The sequence below is a fragment of the Aurantibacillus circumpalustris genome, assembly GCF_029625215.1.
Taxonomy (GTDB): Bacteria; Bacteroidota; Bacteroidia; order B-17B0; family Aurantibacillaceae; genus Aurantibacillus; species Aurantibacillus circumpalustris.
This window is the reverse complement of the sequence record NZ_CP121197.1, coordinates 2254418-2272035: the sequence shown is the minus strand read 5'-3', so window position 1 is coordinate 2272035 and position 17618 is coordinate 2254418. Positions and strand designations below refer to the sequence as shown.

Here is a 17618-nt window from a genome sequence, read left to right as displayed (position 1 = left end):
AGCTTCTCTGAATATGCTTATCTTTAAAAAATGATAACCTATACTTTCTTAGCAATCATTCTTATTTTTTCTATTTACTGTTTTAACGACAGAAATGCGATGAACAAGTATATGTTTCATCCTTACTCAATACACCATAACAAAGAACACTATCGGTTCTTAACACATGCCTTTATTCATGGTGATTTTATGCACTTGGCATTTAACTGTATTGCCTTGTATGGTTTTGGTTTAGGCTTGGAAGAACAATTCTTTGGTAATCCAAATATTTTTGATCCACGATTAGGGAAACTCTATTACATTCTCTTATTTACTGGAGGAATTTACGCTGCTTCATTTACTGAATATTATAGAAATAAAGACAATCCTGATTACTCTTCCTTAGGAGCCAGTGGCGCAATTTCTTCCATCTTATTTTGTTATATCATGATAAGTCCCTTAAGTAGTATCTCCTTTTTCTTTTTCCCAATGAAAGGTTGGATTGCCGGCGTGCTTCTTTTAGGCGTGAGTTATTTTTTAATTCGCAGAAAAAAAACAAGCACATACAGCGATAACATAAGCCACGAATCTCACTTCTGGGGCGCCATATTCGGAATCGCTTTTATTCTCATTTTAAAGCCAAAAATACTCCTCCATTTTATTGATCAGATTATGTCCAGTTTTCAGTAATCTAAATCTATCCAGATTTATCCAAAATCTTTTTAATATCTGGTCTAAAATAAAGCTTCGATTTTAAAATCTTGCCGTCTTCTCTAAAAATAGGCTGACCGTTTTCATCCAACTTACTCATATTGCTGCGGTGAATTTCATCATACACTTCCTCAATTTTATGTTCAAGTCCGTGTTTCAAAATCGTGCCAAATAAAATATAAAGTTGATCCCCCAGAGCATCCGCTATTTCAACGATATCATTGTTTTTACAGGCTTCCAAGTACTCTTCATTTTCTTCTTTAATAAGGTTGTAACGCAAGGTATAATCTCTTTCATCAATCAATTTAATTGTATCTGCATTACCAATTTTAAAAGTGTCGTGAAACTCGGCCACAGACTTAATTTTTTCGTGAAGTTTACTCATGAATAGTTTTTTATGAAACGAAAATAACTTTTAATTTTAATAGTCGTTAGAATACTTTAAAACAGAATTTGGTTTTTTATTAAGAAGCGGATTTTACCCACTATAATTTTGCCTTTACACTGGAATCTATGTTATTCTGCGCGTAACCAATCCCGATCTTGCCTCGGGAGTCAAAGAATGTGTAGTCGAAGAATGAATTAAAAAATTACTTCTTAGAAGTCTTCTTTGTTTTAGCCAACTTATAGTCAGCGTTTAACTCCTTTATTACATCACCGGTAATTTCCAGCGCGGTATTCCCAAGCAACATACTTGGAATAGCTTCACTATATGATAATATATAATCGTATTTCCCAGCATTATATTTTAAAAGCAATTCACGTACATTTTTTTGAAAATTATTGTTTTTCTCATTCATGTCCTGAGAAAGATTATCCATTTGCAACTGTTTGTTTTGCGCATCCATTTCCAATTGTTGTATTTTTCGCGCTTTCATTTCCATGTCAGCTTGAGTGGCAATTCCAGCTTTCTGCGATCTTTGAAATTCTTCCACTTCCTTAGTATACTGGTCATTTAGACTCTCCATACTAGCCTCAATAACACTCTTTCTCCTTTTTGTTTCAGCAACTAAATCGCTTATTTCAAGACTTTCATCGTTTAACTTGTCAATATTTACAAAAGCTATTTTGCCAGTAGGTGCATTACCTACTTGTTCAATCTTTTTTGCAGCTTCTGGCAACTTTGGTTTTTCTTCAACCTTTTCTGTTTCAGTAGTCACATCTACTGAAGAGTTATTCAAAGAATTTACCTTAAAAAATAAAAACGCAACCGCAGCAACCAAAACAGCATTAACACCAAGTAAAATTTTATTCATTATAAGAATTTAGTTTTCACAAATATAGAACTACCTTATGGTTTAAGCAATAATTTTTGTTTTGGAACGTGCAGCAATTCTATTTCTTTAACAAGCTCTTTGTCAGAATCTAACACGTAATTATAAATACTGTTAAATACCCTTTTCTGCGGAAAGCAGTCTGCATGCAATTCGTGCAAAAACCAATTAGAATAATTAAAGTTCTGAAACCCGTAATTCGGAGAGCAGAATCGCGTAATATTTGTTGGCAAATTTAATAAAGTCTTATTGGATAAGGATATTACAGCAGAATTTGTATTCCCACTTCTAAAATTGGCTGATAAAAAATCAGGCCATTTACCACTGTTGTTAAAAAATGGCATCACTACAAACAAAGCCATTATGGCATAAAATAATGGTACTTGAAACAAAAAGGTTGGGCTAAAATATCTTTGTTTTGTTTTTCCTGAAAACAACAAAAATAACATGACCATAAACGATAAATTACTAAACCAAAGCGCATAATTTTTATTGTTTTCTGAAGGAAATAAAAAAATAAGCAAAAATAAATGCAAAAGAAATCCCAAGGTAATAGCCAAATATCTAATTGGTGATATAATTAAACCAACACCTATAAACATTAACACGTATGGAACTACATATCCCACTTTCTTCAAAAACAAAAACTGTCTTCCACTCAACGTTTTTTGTAAAGGAGAAATTATCTCCAGAAAATCAGTACTAACAAAAAATTTATTTAATTGACTTAGTCCACAAAAAAAATACACGGAAGCAATAATAATCTGCAAAATAATAAAGTAGGCTGTAAACTTATTTGAATCATCCACCCTGCCATTATAAAAAAGAAAAATTAATAATAGAGCATTATAAATATAAAACCAGGGCTGTAAGCGATTAATATCAAATAACACAAGTAAAATACTGATTACAAAAGCAAAAAAAAGTATTAATCTTTGTTTATTGAGCAGTAGGGATGCAGCCCAAAGTAATACAAGAATAAAAACATAAATAAAATCAAAAGGTGCCTTAATAGGATTAACCCCAATAATAGAAGTATAAGGAACAACTCTATTTCCTGCCCATAAATGAATACTTAAAAGAACCGAGATAGCCAGGGAAATAGTAACAGTTATCCTCAATAACATCATGCGCTGAGGAATAGATATCTGCAAGCCGTTTATCATAAACTCTTCATTTTACCAGCGCAGAAAAAATACTTTTTATAATAAGCTTCCTCTAAACTATTAATAACAACACCTCTACTATTACTTGCGTGTACAAACATATTACCCCAAATATAAACACCTACATGCGAAACCATATTTCCCCCTATCTTAAAAAAAACAAAATCACCTGTCTTTGCCTCTTTAATACTTATTTCATCACAACTTTTATAAATATCTACCGACGATCGAGCAATTCTTTTATCATACACTTTCTCGTATAATAGATTGGCAAAACAGCTGCAATCGACCCCACCCTTCTGACAACCTCCGTATTTATAGGGTGTCCCATACCAATCATCAATAAAAGAATATAACTTACTATTCCTTATTTGTTCATCATTAAGTCCCAGTTTTTGTTCTAAATCGGTCGATTTTGACTTGGTACCACTAGGTTTGTGAGACTGAGGCTTTAATTTATGCGTTTGCTTTTTAGTAGAGGATTTCTGCAACGCAACAGCTTGTTTTTCTTTATGCTTGCAATTATAAGCTCCAATTAGAAACAATAAAAGGAGTAAACGACTATAAGTACCAGATTTAATCATTTTCAGACATAAAGATAAGTCTCATCCATCATTGTTTTAAAGGATTCAAAATCAATTGTGTACACTTGCTTGTTAATTCAATTTTCAAGCAAATAAAGGCGTGCAGTCTATTTCTTTCATAAATTCTATTAAAACGGGATAATTTCTGTCCCATTTTGCTTCAATAATTGCTATTTTTAAAACTTATAACGATCAGATGATGGAAGATATTTCTCTAAAAGCCGCTCAAGTGAAGACGAAGATACCACTCGAAATATTAAAAAAAGCTTACGAACTTATGTTCACTGCCAAAAGCATGACAGATTTGTTTGAAACCAATAAAGAAATCACGGCAAAATATGTGCATGCCACGAGTCGGGGCCACGAGGCTGTTCAAATTGCTTTGGGATTACAATTATTACCACAAGATTTTTTAAGTGCCTACTACCGCGATGACAGTATTCTTTTGTCAATTGGTATGCAGCCTTTTGAGCTAATGCTTCAACTGCTTGCTAAACGCAACGACCCATTTTCTGGTGGCAGAACGTATTACTCACATCCAAGTTTAAATAGGGATGATATGCCTAAAATCCCTCACCAATCAAGCGCTACTGGCATGCAAGCCATTCCAACAACCGGTATTGCGATGGGCTTACAGTACATCGAAAAAAACGGCATGGCTAAAGATTATTCGGGTCTCAATCCTATTGCTGTCTGTTCTTTGGGAGATGCCAGCTGCACAGAAGGTGAAGTGTCAGAAGCTTTACAAATGGCCTCATTAAAGCAACTACCCATTTTATTTTTTATCCAAGACAACGAGTGGGACATCAGCGCCCACGCCCGTGAAATTCGCTCTCAAGATATGACGGAGTTTGCAAAAGGCTTTAACGGACTTGAAACAAAAACCATTGATGGAACAGATTTTATTCTCAGTTATAACACAGTTAAAGATTGTCTGGATATTATTCGCAAAGAAAGACGGCCAATGCTCATTCACGCCAAAGTACCTTTATTAAATCACCATACAAGCGGGGTAAGAAAAGAATGGTACCGTGATGATTTGGAAGAAGCAGCAAAAAAAGATCCACTTCCTCGTCTTCGCAATCAACTAATTATTGGGGGAACAACAGCTATTGAAATAAAAGAAATTGAGGAAACAGCTAAAAAACTCGTAGAAGACGATTATCAAAAAGCTCTTTTAGAGGAAGATCCAAGGCCAGAAGATTTATTTGATCACGAATTTGCTCCTACTCCAATAACTGAAGAAAAAGGAAACAGAGCTCCTAGCGGCAAACAAGCAACCGTTATGGTAGATTCCGCTCTTTTTGCGATAAGAGAATTAATGACCAAACATCCTGAATGTTTGTTGTACGGACAAGACGTTGGAGCCAGACTTGGCGGCGTGTTCAGAGAGGCGGCCACACTGGCGCAACAATTTGGAGATCACCGGGTGTTTAACACTCCTATTCAGGAAGCTTTTATAGTTGGTTCTACTGTTGGTATGAGTGCCGCAGGATTAAAACCCATTGTGGAAGTTCAATTTGCCGATTATATTTGGCCGGGTTTAAATCAATTATTTACCGAAGTAAGTCGCTCTTGTTATCTTTCAAACGGTAAATGGCCGGTAAGTATGATTTTACGTGTGCCTATTGGTGCTTATGGAAGTGGTGGTCCCTATCATTCAAGCAGCGTTGAAAGTGTTTTAGCAAATATTAAAGGAATTAAAATAGCGTATCCTAGCACTGGAGCCGATCTTAAAGGGCTTATTAAATCTGCTTATTACGACCCAAATCCTGTGGTGATTCTTGAGCACAAAGGATTATACTGGAGTAAAATTAAAGGTACGGAAGACGCAAAAACGATTGAGCCTGATGAAGATTATATTATTCCCTTTGGTAAAGCGCGTTTGGTAATTGAAGCAAGTGACAAAGCTATTAATTCTGGAAAATCCATCACAATTATTACTTACGGAATGGGCGTGTATTGGGCAAAAGCCGCCGCTAAAAAGTTTGAAGGCCGTGTAGAAATTTTGGATCTAAGAACCATATCACCAATAGACGAAACTGCCATTTTTGAAAGTGCCCGCAAGCATGGTAAAGTAATGGTACTCACCGAAGAACCCGTGTTTAATGGATTTGCGCAAAGTATTGCTGCTCGCATTAGCGAAAATTGTTTTGAATCTTTAGATGCCCCTGTTAAAGTAATTGGTTCCGAAAATATGCCTGCTATTCCTTTAAACTCCACCTTAGAAAAAACCATGTTACCAAATGCAGATAAAGTAGAAATTGCAATTACAGCGCTTATGAATTACTAAAACAAAAAGGCTATGAAACGCTGGTTTATTTTTTCGTTTGGCATCTTGCCCTTTTTGTTTTCATCTTTTAATATCTCAAATAAACTCATTTGTTCTGCTGTAAAAACCTGTGATCAAATTCCAGTCTTAAATCAAAAATTGATAGATTTCGTAAAAACGAATCTAAACAAGAAAGTAGGTCGCGGTGAATGCTGGGACCTAGCAGCGCATGGGTTAAACGCAATTGGAGCTAATTGGGATAAAAATTATGGTTTTGGTAAAGAAATTGATCTTAAAAAAGACTGTGTTTTTCCTGGTGACCTCATTCAATTTGAAGGAGTTGAAATTCAATATCAAAAAAAGAATTCCTTTTACAGAGAGGAATTAGAACACCACACGGCTATTATTTTCAAAGTACATAATAAAGAAAGTTTTGTGTTAGCCGAACAAAACACTACCGACTTAGGTAAAAAGGTTGGAACCGCTCCACTTGAACTTAAAAACATCCTCAAAGGAACCTTCAAAATATACCGACCGGTAAATTGAAATGAATGTTCTTTAGGCCGAGATTCGAGGCATCTTGCCGCTAATTAACTAACTTTCACTAACAAAAAAATTCGTGCTAATTCGTGCGATTCATGGCCCAACAAACTAAGCTAACCAGAAGAAGAGCTTTGAGCAATTTTTTCTATTAAACTAAAAAGGCCTCTTTCGAGGCCTTCCTTAAATATGCAATGATGCTTTTTTCTCTAAAAGTTGCTCATTCGTCTCAACAACATCAACATCTTTTATACAACAATCAACCGGACAAACGGCTGCGCACTGTGGTTCATCGTGAAACCCAACACACTCTGTACACTTATCGCTTACAATAAAATAAACGTCCATACTTTTAGGCGTTTGTGGATCTTCAACACTTACCTCAACGCCACTATTTTTACCAGTGTAATTTCCTTTTACTCCAGTGCCATCAGCGTATCGCCATTCGGCACCGCCTTCATATATTGCATTATTTGGACACTCAGGTTCGCAAGCACCACAATTAATACACTCGTCAGTTATTATAATTGCCATTTTTTTACTTAGTTTTGCGTTAAAATAATGAAGCGGTTATACGCCGTCTTCCTTGTTTTCGTAGTCTGCAAATATACGATCAAATTTTATGACTTTAAAACAAAGAATTAAGGGATTTGTTGAGGTGGGTTTGTTTATAAACCGTCATTTTTCAAGTAACAGAATTTCTCATGAAGAACAGCTGCATCAAGGGCTCGATAAAGTTATTGAAGTGGCGCATGTATACAATAACTGGTTTATTCCAAAATTTGTTAATGACGCTATCACAAATATTGGTCTATTCTTAACAGAAAAAGATCTGATTGGGTTTAGCGCTCCTATTAAGGAAAACAAGGCTAAAACAGTAGCCATTATTTGTGCTGGCAATATTCCCTTGGTTTGTTTTCACGATGTATTGTGTGTGCTTTTAAGTGGAAACAATGCATTAATTAAGCCCTCTAGCGATGACCATGTTCTTTTGCCCTTCTTTTTAAAACTATTGGTTCATTATGAACCAGAATTTGAGAAACAAATTCTTTTTGCGGAAGGTAAATTAACTAATTTTGATGCCGTCATTGCAACTGGAAGCGACAATACTGCAAGTCATTTGCACTACTATTTTGCGAAATACCCAAACATTATTCGCAAAAGTAGAAGCTCTGTTGCTATCCTCACTGGCAATGAGAAAACGGAAGATCTAAATAATTTAGGAATAGATATTTTTCAATATTTCGGTCTTGGCTGCCGCAATGTGAGTAAACTCTTGGTTCCGCAAGGTTACAAATTCGATACACTCTTCGAATCTCTCATAGACTATGGTTTTGTTGTAAATAATAAAAAATACGGGAATAATTACGATTACCACCGTGCTATCTATTTGCTTGAATCCATGGCGTTTTTAGACAATAATTTCGTTATGATTAAAGAGAGTAATGACCTTCATTCCCCGGTTGGAGTACTTTATTATCAGTACTATAACGGTAACGATGCTATTCAGAATTACCTTCAGGCCAATACAAATAACCTGCAGTGTGTGGTAGGCGAAAACTATGTTCCTTTCGGTTATTCACAGCGCCCTGTTATTACAGATTTTGCAGATAACGTGAATACACTGGAATTTTTAGTAAATTTATAAACGTTTTGTATATGCGAATATTTTTTACGCTGATCCTCATAAACCTTGTTGCAATTTGTGCTCACGCCCAAACTGTGCCAGCCGTTAGTATCGTTACCAAAGATACCATGTTTTGTACCGGCAAAGCAATTACCTACTCCGCTGTATCATCAGATTCAACGCTTTCTTATTTATGGGCAGTAATTCCTTCAAAAGGCTTAACTTCTTATACAGACCTCAATAGTTCCTCTATCTCTCTAACTTTTTCCGGAACCGTTAACTATACCGTTTTTCTTAACGTTTCTGATATATCAGGTAACTCAAATACCGTATTTACGATAGTTAGCCCAAAAAGATCAGCAATTGCCTCCTTTAACGCCAGTCTTAGTTCAGAAGGTTTTCCTGCAAATCTCACGCTTACTAATTATTCGCAATACAGTCTAAAAAATTATTGGAAATTTAGTGATGCTGTTGGAATAGATAGCTCATTGAGTTTAGTAAAAGAATACAATGCCAATGGAAATTATTCAGTTTTGCTATATTCATACGGAGAGGAAGGATGCGACGATTCTGAATCTTATGACTTTACGATTTCAGAAACCTCAAGCCTTATTCTTCCAACCATATTCACTCCTAACAGAGATGGCATAAACGATGTTTTTATTCCCATTACTAAAGGGATTTTAGGTCTCAAAGCATGGGTTTACAATCGCTTTGGTGTTATTGTTGCTACTTGGGACAAACCAAAACAAGGCTGGGATGGTTACACCACGGCCGGTGAAGAATGTTCTGAAGGTGTTTATTTTATCTGTGTTGACGCCTATGGCTTCGACGGTGTAAAATATAATCTAAAAGGCACTATCACTTTAGCACGCTAATTATCTTAAGGGTAAATAACATAGCATTTAATTACCCAAATCAAACCTATTTTAAAGGAATACGAAATATTTCACTTCAGTTAAACGAAGGTGAAATTTTAGGCCTTGTCGGTAAAAGTGGTGGTGGCAAAACTACATTGCTTAAATGCATTTATGGTCTAGAAGATCTTCAAAGCGGCGAAGTCATGTTGGATAACCAAAAAATTCTTGGTCCCTCTTATAATCTAATTCCAGGATTTGAAGAAATGAAATTGGTAAGCCAAGAATTTTACGTTCTCGAAAATCATACTGTTGAAGAAAATATTTTTGATAAACTTATTGGATATACCAATGAAGCCAAACAAAAAAGAGCTACAAGCCTTTTAAGACTCCTGGAACTTGTAAATTTAAAAAACACACGGGCAAAACATTTGTCAAGTGGGCAAAAGCAGCGGGTAGCCATTGCCAGAGCGCTTGCAATCATTCCAAAAGTATTATTGCTCGATGAACCTTTCAGCAATCTTGACAAGCTTTTAACAGAGAAATTATTTTCATTCGTCATTAAAGAGGTTAAAAAAAATAAAACTTCGGTTATATTGATTACTCATCTTGCCGAAGAAGCTTTAAAATATGCAGATACTCTTCTTGTATTAGATAATGGAAGAATGGTTGAGCAAGGAGAAAAATGGCAAGTATACTATAAGCCAAAAAACACAAGGCTTGCAGGACTGCTCGGCGATTTTAATCTCCTTCGGAAAAACGACCTCAGTAAAAAGTCGAAACTGAAATTTAAGTCGAAACTTTTTTTAAGACCTGATAAAATCAAACTTACAGCTTCAAAAACAAATTACGATCTTGAACTAACTATTATAAACTGTACTTATAATGGTAAGTGCTTTGAAGTATTAGGGGAAACGAAATCAGGGAATTCTCTTATGGTTCATTCACATAAAAAACTCGAAGTAGACAAAAGTTTTTGCTTCGAAATAAATGACTCTTTCATTTATTAATCAGATGTAATGAAAAAGAAAATTCTACTTTCAATCGCCGCTCTCATTCTAATCATTCAGTTTATTAGAATTGACAAAACAAATAAACCATCACCTTATGAAATAAATATTCTCGCCTTAACAAATCCAGGTCAAGAAATAAGTTCTATTCTCCAAAACTCCTGTTTCGATTGTCATAGCAATAACATTACCTATCCCTGGTACACAAATATAGCTCCTGTATCTTGGTGGATAAAACATCATATCAACGAGGGCTCACAGCATCTTAATTTTTCTGAATGGGGAAACTATTCCTCTAAAAAAATAGATCACAAATTAAAGGAATGTGTCGAAATGGTGGAAGAAGGCGAAATGCCAATGACGTCTTACACCATTCTGCATAACTCAGCAAAACTAACGCAAGAGCAAAGAGAACTTTTAATTAATTGGTTTAAATCTTTACGTTCGTTTGAGAGCGATAAACTAAAAGAAAACAGTTAAGGGTGCGATTTTCAAGGCCTTGATTTCCTTTTTCCTTTGTAATTTGATTTTCCTTTAGTAGGACCACGTTTAAATCCTTCTTTTTTATTAGCCTCCGGATCATATACAGGGCCTTGACCCAGTTCTTCAGGGATCGGCATTTTAATTACTTCGTAACCCATTAAATCTTCAATTCTTGAAAATTTCATCTGATCACGTAAATTAATAAAAGTAATAGCAACACCCGCTTTTGAAGCCCTGGCGGTTCTTCCAATTCTGTGTATATAATCTTCGGGGTCTGGCGGTGCATCGTAATTAATTACTAGGCTTATACCGTCAACATCTATTCCGCGTGACAAAATATCTGTTCCAATTAAGATCCTTAACTTTTTGCCTTTAAAATCACGCATGATTTCTTCCCTCTCAGCTTGTTCTAAATCAGAATGAAAAGCCTTAATTGACTTCTCTTCCCTTCGCAAATTTTTCTCTAATAATTTTACATTGTCTTTTGTTGAACAGAATATAATTACCGATTGATAATCTTCATTTTTTAAGATCATGCGAAGAATTCCCTCCTTCTGACTATCGTGCACCACATAGGCCTGTTGCACAATTCCAGCAGCAGGTTTACTTATAGCAATATTAATCTGTTCAGGATTCTTTGTTATTTTGTTTGCTAACAACCTTATTTTAGAAGGCATAGTAGCCGAAAACATTATCGTTTGTCGTTCTTTTGGAAGATAATTTATGATGGTGGTGATATCATCAAAAAAGCCCATATCAAGCATTCTATCTGCTTCATCTAAAACCAAATGCTGAAGGTGCTCAAAATTAATATCTCCATTTTGCAATAGTGCAATTAAACGGCCTGGTGTAGCACAAATAATATCTACTCCTTCACGCAAAGCATGTTTTTGCTTCTCCCAGGTCATGCCATCGTTTCCGCCATAAATAGCTATTGAGCCGACTGAACAAAAATACCCCATGCCGTCAATTTGTTGATCAATTTGCAACACAAGCTCGCGGGTTGGTGCAATAATGAGTGCATTTAAGTGGCGATTTGGGGCGCGAACAATATGATCTATGATTGGTAATAAATAAGCGGCTGTTTTACCAGTACCAGTTTGAGCGCAAGCAATAAGATCTTTGTTCTCTAAAATTACAGGTATGGCCTGAGCCTGTATTGGGGTGGGAGTTTTATATCCCATACTATAAAGTCCTTCTACTAAAGAAGCATCAAAATTAAAATCGTCGAATGTCAAGTGATAAAAATATTAATTCAATTAATCTAAGCAGTGAAGGTACTGTTTTTAATCGGTTTAAAATCCATTAAATCTGTTCAAGAATTTTCGAAAAATTGAACCATAAAAAAAAGCGGTTGCCATATTTGGTCAACCGCTTTCTGAAAATGTAAACTATTAAAATTTAAATCCTAAAGTAATTCTGAAATTTGAAATTGAACTTTTCACTATATCATTGTCTTCTGTCTCACCGTCATAATAAGTTAATATGTTTGAAAGACTTCCAAAACGATAACCAAAACCAACGCTGTATACTCTAAAGTGATAAGCAGCACCTATCTCATGAGAAGCACCAAGATACGTTTTACTATATCCAATATTTTCGGTTTCATTTGGATCATCAATTGAACCAAACATCTCAGTGAAGTTCACGCCAATTTGGTAATAAACGTCAAAACCCATAGATTCTGTTATTGCCATGCTAAATTGTGGTCCTAGTCTTACTGGGCTTATTTGTAATGCTCTATAAATATCGTTACCGTCTTTTGCCGAAGTATAACTAAAAGAAAGCCAGGTTGCCCTTAAACCCACACCAAATTTATGTTCAGCGATTTTTCCAAATCTAAAAAAACTACCGAATTCAAAATCAAGTCCAAGTCCGAATCGAATAGGATTTGTGGCATAGTATGGATTTAAAAAACTAGCAGAAGGAAAATGTAATCCGAAATTAAGAAACAATCCGCTGCCGGTTACTTCAGACTCATCCCAATCTTTAGCACTGGATGAAAGAATGTTAGACTGTTTTACATTCAGCTTAAAAGCACTTTGCTTTTTTCTAAAATCTAATTTAAAAGCTTGAGAAGATTCGTCTTTACCTTCTTTTTTTAATGAGAATGGTTCACCTGCACTCATTGAAAGTCCAGTTAGAAGCAGACCCGCAATAATCATTTTTGTATTGTTCATGTTTTTATATTTATAAGGGTTTAAGCCTGCAATATCGTACTTTTTTTTTATTGATTTTAATTTTTAACAATAACTTATCTACAATTTAATCCACCAATAAAGGGGTTCTGTCGAAATTTAATCCGTTTAAATTTTTCTGAGAAAATGGAAATAAAAAAATCCCGAAAAATATTTTCGGGATTAAAAAAACAAATTACGTTTTAATTATTTCGCATAACCTGTTGCACGGACTTCTCTGATAACGGTTACTTTTACTTGACCTGGATAAGTCATTTCGGTTTGGATACGTTGTGATATCTCAAATGCTAATTGCTCCGCTCTACCATCGTTTACTTTGTCACTTGAAACAATAACGCGTACCTCTCGTCCGGCTTGAATGGCATAGGTTTTTTCAACGCCGTCATAACTTAATGCAAGAGCTTCTAAATCTTTTAAACGTTTCATGTACTGCTCAGCAATTTCCCTTCTAGCACCTGGACGAGCGCCACTAATAGCATCACACACTTGAATAATTGGTGAATACAAAGTAGTCATTTCAATTTCATCGTGGTGGGCTCCAATGGCGTTTAATACTTCTGGCTTTTCTTTGTATTGCTCAGCAAGCTTCATTCCTAATAAAGCATGCGGCAATTCCGGTTCGTTATCAGGCACTTTACCAATATCATGAAGTAAACCAGCACGTTTGGCTACCTTGGGATTTAATCCCATTTCGCTTGCCATAATACCACAAAGGTTTGCAACTTCTCTACTATGCTGTAATAAATTTTGGCCGTATGAAGAACGGTATTTCATTCTTCCTACCATTCGGATTAATTCAGGATGTAATCCATGAATGCCTAAATCTATACATGTTCTTTTTCCAGTTTCAATAATCTCCTCCTCCAACATTTTTTTTGTTTTTTCAACCACTTCTTCAATGCGGGCAGGATGAATACGACCATCCGTAACTAGTTGGTGAAGCGCCAAACGGCAAATTTCACGTCGGATAGAGTCAAAACAACTTAAGGTAATTGCATCAGGAGTATCATCAACAATAATTTCAACACCAGTAGCAGCCTCTAAAGCACGAATGTTACGGCCTTCACGTCCAATAATTCTTCCTTTGGTTTCATCACCTTCGATGTGAAAAACAGAAATGGAATTTTCAATAGCTGTTTCTGTTGCAACACGTTGTATGGTTTGTAGAACAATTTTTTTAGCTTCTTTATTGGCAGTTAACTTAGCCTCTTCCATAATGTCCTTTACATACACCATAGACTGGGTTTTTGCCTCTGCCTTAATAGATTCCATCAGTTGCATCTTAGCGTCCTCAGCTTTTAATCCACTAATTTTCTCAAGCATTTCCACTTGTTTACGATGCCCTTTCTCAACTTCTTCTAATCGGTGTTTGTAAAGCTCAATTTGTTGATTCGCCTGTTGTTTAGCGCTTTCAAGTTCCTTATCCTTTCTATTTTGATCTTCAATCTTTTTATTAAGCTCGCTCTCCTTTTGTTTAGCGCGATTTTCAGATTGTGCAATGTGGGCGTTCTTTTCTTGAACAGTTTTATCGTGTTCTGATTTTAACTGCAAAAACTTTTCTTTAGCTTGTAGTATTTTTTCTTGCTTAATTGCCTCAGACTTAACTTCGGCTTCTTTAATTAAATTTTCTTTTTCCTTTGCGCCGCTAGCATTTAATTTACTGCCTGCAATTAGAAATCCTGCAATTACTCCAAGTATTAAAGAACCTGCAATAAAAACAATCGTCAAAATATCCATTTTATCCTTTTTATATTCCGTTTCTAGCGGAATGGGTTAATAAAAAAACGCACAAATATTATCAGCTCAGCTTGATAAATTTTGTGCGCGAATCAAAAAAGTAAATTATTACTCTTCTTCAATAGTGTTAATGTTTTGTTGATGTTCTTTTAACATCTCCTCAACATCGGCAAAAAGCAGCTTTAAATGACTTAATTCCTTCTCCGCATTGTTGGCTTGTTTGTAAAGCTGGCTTACCAGCTGCAACATAACCATTCCCAACACATCCTTCTTATCTTTAATCGCATAGTTTTTTTCAAACTCTACAATTTTGTTATTTATTAGATCAACGGCCTCTTTAATATTTTGCTCGTCTTCAGCATTCACCTTTAAAGGAAAAATACTTCCGGCTATTTCAACTTTTATATTTACTTCGCTCATTTAAAGAGGGCGTTAATATTAAGCACTTAATAACGCTATGCACTTATCAATTTCACGCACCAAATCGTTTATTTGTTCCTTCATGTGGCTTTTTTCATTTGTTCCACCTGAATTATTTGCTAAAATAACATTCTTTCGGTGATTATTCAAACCTGTAACGTCAATTTGCTCACTATCAACTTGTTGTGAAATAGAACCAATAACATCATTCATTTTTAACAATTGATTGGCCATCTGCTCTTTTTCATCTAAAAGCGCTAATTTTTGATCATTTAATCCGTCAATTTGCTTAAATAGTCTGTCAATAAAGGCTTCCTGCTCATCTACTTTAGAAACATTTTTCAAGGATTCTATTTCTGTTTCGTAAGAGCTAAGTTTATCGTTCATTGAAGACACATACTCATTTAGTCCACTTACAACACTTTGCAATACATCCAATTCTTTACTTAACTCCAATTTTTCAGATATTAAAGCCTCAATTTTCTGATGTTGATCTGCTAATTGAGCTTCAGATTCTGCTGATACATTCGACTGTTCGCGCAGACTTGTTAGTTCATTTTTTAATAAAGTAAGTTCTGTCGACAGCGCCGCATTGTTGGCTTCAAGATTTGTTATCTCAAAATTTCTATTAGATAAAGTTTCTTTAAAATATTCACTCTTTCCAATACTTTGTAGTCTTATCTCTTCAAGCTCTCCTTTCAACACAGTTATTTCAGACTCCTGTTCTTCTACCTTATCTTGCGCAAGATTTATCTCATCAATAAGATTTGTATTCTCTGCAAGCAATTTTTGATATTCTAACTCCTTAGATTCTAGTTCTTGTTTACTTCCGTTTTCAAGTTCGAGTTTATAATTCTCCAGTTCGCTTTCCTTATCCGTAATGCTAGATTCAAAAGATCCAATCTTACTATTTAATTGTTCGATTATTAAATTTGCTTGAACTAATTCTTCATTTTTTAATTCCAATGACGATTCAGTTTCACTGAGTGTGTTAGTTGTTGTTTCAAATAAAAGTCCCATGTTTTTAAGTTCAACATTAAGGTTTTCTATTTGTGCATTCAACTCCTCAACATAGTCACTATGAGATAAGTTTAGTGAAGCTATTTGCAGATTAAGTTCGTTAACTTGTTCGCTTACTGAAAGTGATGCGTTTTGTTTAAACGTTTCAAATTCAGAATTAAGAGTATCCACTTTTTTTGTTTCTGCAATTAGTTGATTATTGAGAACATCTAATTGTGAATTTAAATCTGCAACCGTTAAATTTTTAGATTCAAGTTCTGAAGAAAGAATTTGTATTTTTCCTTCTGAACCGAAACTTTCAGACTGGACTTTGCTTAACTCGTCGTTTAGTTTAGAATTCTGAGTTGTTGAATGAATAAGCGTATTGGATAGTTTTTCCTCGTACTCACTAATTAACGAAGCTACTTTGTTTTCATGACCGAAAATGGTTTGTTCTAAAACTGAATCATACGACGCTTTTAGTTCCTCCAATTGTTTTTCGTGTTCAGTAGTAAGAAGCGATTCTTTTTCAGAAAGTTCATTTTTTAAACTATCTAATTGAGTATTAAAATTGCTCGTTAAAGTACTTCGTTGTTCTTCTAAAGCAGATCTTAAATTCGTAATCTCGCCTGCGTAAGACTCTTCAAGTTCACTTAATTTTAAACTGTGCTTTTCATCTAGTTGAGAAAGTGTTACTAGATGTGAATGTTTTAAAGAATCTATCTCCTCAGAACTTCCAGAAGTTGTCGCTAAAATTTGTGCAGCGTGATCAGCCCTCAATGCACTTAGCTCATTTTCGTACGTTCCCTTTAACCTTGAAATTTCCTCTTCATGATTTAAAAGTAAACTCTGTTCGCGATCAGCCCAGTTAATTGATAATTCTGATACACGATTCTCAAACTCCTCTTTTATGCCACTTTCTTTATAATGCGTATTGGTTCTGAGTTCATTTATCTGAGAAGTAAATTCTTCCGTAACTCTTTTTAACTCTGAACTTGACCCCTTTTTAAGTTCATCTATCTGCGACTCGTACCCCGCTGCCATTGAATTGAGATCATTTCTTAGGTTTTGTATCTCATTTAACCTGGCGTCTATCTCATCTTGCTTCTCTTGCAATTGCTCTTTTATAGTACCACGTAATTCTTTAAATGAGGTTAACTCTGCTTTGTAGGTGGTGTTATCTCTCTCTAATACCAGCAGCTTGGTATTTAAAACGTCAATCGTTACTTGCAAGCGCTTGCAGTCCTCATCGCGCATAATTAACTGATTGCGGTAGTCACTTAACGAGCGCTTTAACACGTTAAATTCTTTGCGCAACACAACATCATTATCTAAAACTTGCTGTAATTCAGATTTTAAGCTTTCTACGTTCATTTGGAACTGTTTTTATTTTCATAAAAATAGTTAAGTAATAAAGGCCGCTTACATTAACACGAGACTATGATTAAACAGTTAAATGTTAATTAAAGCTAGGGTTATTAAGTGTAGATTGTTAATTACCTGATTGCCAGAAACGCCCATAAACAAAGAGAAAAATTGATTTTGCCACTTAAATTGCCGGGGTTATGTTTCAAATACTCCAGGTTTTTTGTCCTGTGTATATGCAAGACTAAACTCTATAACGATAAATAATAAGCATCAACTCACAAGCGATATTGATTAAATTATTTCGCAAAGATTTAATATACCCTTGACCTGCTAACAATTTATTTCTTTTTAACACCAAAAAAACAGAACTTTTTCACGGAAATCTCGTTTAAA

At 35.0% G+C, this 17618-nt stretch carries 17 protein-coding genes; 7 read left to right on the top strand and 10 right to left on the bottom strand.

Annotated features, from left to right (window positions below; translation table 11 throughout):
- The first annotated feature begins 30 nt into the window (after positions 1-30).
- Positions 31-669 carry a rhomboid family intramembrane serine protease gene (locus tag P2086_RS09475; RefSeq protein WP_317900210.1) on the top strand — a complete coding sequence of 213 codons (639 nt, stop codon included), beginning with the start codon at positions 31-33 and terminating at the stop codon, positions 667-669.
- 7 nt (positions 670-676) lie between these two features.
- On the opposite strand, the gene P2086_RS09470 is transcribed toward P2086_RS09475, so the two are convergent.
- The 4 genes from P2086_RS09470 to P2086_RS09455 all read right to left on the bottom strand — a co-directional run bounded on the left by P2086_RS09470 (position 677) and on the right by P2086_RS09455 (position 3714).
- The gene (locus tag P2086_RS09470; protein WP_317900209.1) at positions 677-1075 is read right to left on the bottom strand and encodes a pyrophosphohydrolase domain-containing protein; all 399 of its coding nucleotides are present in this window, start codon (positions 1073-1075) and stop codon (positions 677-679) included.
- A gap of 205 nt (positions 1076-1280) precedes the next feature.
- Complete coding sequence (locus tag P2086_RS09465) at positions 1281-1946, bottom strand: OmpH/Skp family outer membrane protein (RefSeq protein WP_317900208.1); 666 nt, start codon at positions 1944-1946, stop codon at positions 1281-1283.
- Positions 1947-1981: 35 nt separating this feature from the next.
- Positions 1982-3130, bottom strand: a complete 1149-nt coding sequence (locus P2086_RS09460) for a hypothetical protein (protein ID WP_317900207.1) — start codon at positions 3128-3130, stop codon at positions 1982-1984.
- Positions 3127-3714 (bottom strand): C40 family peptidase, encoded by a 588-nt coding sequence (locus P2086_RS09455; protein ID WP_317900206.1) that lies wholly within the window; start codon positions 3712-3714, stop codon positions 3127-3129. Before P2086_RS09455 ends, P2086_RS09460 begins: the two co-directional genes overlap by 4 nt.
- Positions 3715-3910: 196 nt before the next feature.
- Between P2086_RS09455 and P2086_RS09450 the strand changes: the two genes are divergently transcribed.
- Positions 3911-6007: an alpha-ketoacid dehydrogenase subunit alpha/beta gene (locus P2086_RS09450; protein WP_317900205.1), complete on the top strand. Its 2097-nt coding sequence runs from the start codon at positions 3911-3913 to the stop codon at positions 6005-6007.
- A 12-nt stretch (positions 6008-6019) separates the two neighbouring features.
- A complete protein-coding gene (locus P2086_RS09445; protein WP_317900204.1) occupies positions 6020-6532 on the top strand; it encodes a hypothetical protein in 513 nt (170 codons plus the stop codon).
- 177 nt (positions 6533-6709) lie between these two features.
- On the opposite strand, the gene P2086_RS09440 is transcribed toward P2086_RS09445, so the two are convergent.
- Complete coding sequence (locus tag P2086_RS09440) at positions 6710-7060, bottom strand: 4Fe-4S binding protein (RefSeq protein ID WP_317900203.1); 351 nt, start codon at positions 7058-7060, stop codon at positions 6710-6712.
- A gap of 88 nt (positions 7061-7148) precedes the next feature.
- Here P2086_RS09440 and P2086_RS09435 point away from each other — a divergent pair, with 88 nt between their 5' ends.
- From P2086_RS09435 to P2086_RS09420, 4 genes are read left to right on the top strand one after another with little or no spacing between them, the layout of a single operon-like run.
- Positions 7149-8174 carry an acyl-CoA reductase gene (locus P2086_RS09435; RefSeq protein WP_317900202.1) on the top strand — a complete coding sequence of 342 codons (1026 nt, stop codon included), beginning with the start codon at positions 7149-7151 and terminating at the stop codon, positions 8172-8174.
- Between the two features lie 11 nt (positions 8175-8185).
- Entirely contained in the window at positions 8186-9031 is an 846-nt protein-coding gene (locus P2086_RS09430) for a T9SS type B sorting domain-containing protein (RefSeq protein WP_317900201.1), read from the top strand.
- Positions 9031-10020 carry an ABC transporter ATP-binding protein gene (locus tag P2086_RS09425; protein ID WP_317900257.1) on the top strand — a complete coding sequence of 330 codons (990 nt, stop codon included), beginning with the start codon at positions 9031-9033 and terminating at the stop codon, positions 10018-10020. Before P2086_RS09430 ends, P2086_RS09425 begins: the two co-directional genes overlap by 1 nt.
- 9 nt (positions 10021-10029) lie before the next feature.
- Positions 10030-10500, top strand: coding sequence for a heme-binding domain-containing protein (locus P2086_RS09420; protein ID WP_317900200.1), 471 nt, complete (start codon positions 10030-10032; stop codon positions 10498-10500).
- A gap of 11 nt (positions 10501-10511) precedes the next feature.
- Here P2086_RS09420 and P2086_RS09415 read toward each other — a convergent pair whose 3' ends face one another.
- The 5 genes from P2086_RS09415 to P2086_RS09395 form a co-directional block, all read right to left on the bottom strand.
- On the bottom strand, positions 10512-11741 hold the full coding sequence (locus tag P2086_RS09415) for a DEAD/DEAH box helicase (protein WP_317900199.1): 1230 nt from the start codon (positions 11739-11741) through the stop codon (positions 10512-10514).
- A 156-nt stretch (positions 11742-11897) separates the two neighbouring features.
- Positions 11898-12683 carry a hypothetical protein gene (locus P2086_RS09410; RefSeq protein ID WP_317900198.1) on the bottom strand — a complete coding sequence of 262 codons (786 nt, stop codon included), beginning with the start codon at positions 12681-12683 and terminating at the stop codon, positions 11898-11900.
- A 204-nt stretch (positions 12684-12887) separates the two neighbouring features.
- The gene (gene rny, locus P2086_RS09405) at positions 12888-14438 is read right to left on the bottom strand and encodes a ribonuclease Y (RefSeq protein ID WP_317900197.1); all 1551 of its coding nucleotides are present in this window, start codon (positions 14436-14438) and stop codon (positions 12888-12890) included.
- A 108-nt stretch (positions 14439-14546) separates the two neighbouring features.
- A complete protein-coding gene (locus P2086_RS09400) occupies positions 14547-14858 on the bottom strand; it encodes a cell division protein ZapA (RefSeq protein ID WP_317900196.1) in 312 nt (103 codons plus the stop codon).
- 18 nt (positions 14859-14876) lie between these two features.
- Positions 14877-17231, bottom strand: a complete 2355-nt coding sequence (locus P2086_RS09395) for a hypothetical protein (protein WP_317900195.1) — start codon at positions 17229-17231, stop codon at positions 14877-14879.
- Positions 17232-17618 lie beyond the last annotated feature (387 nt).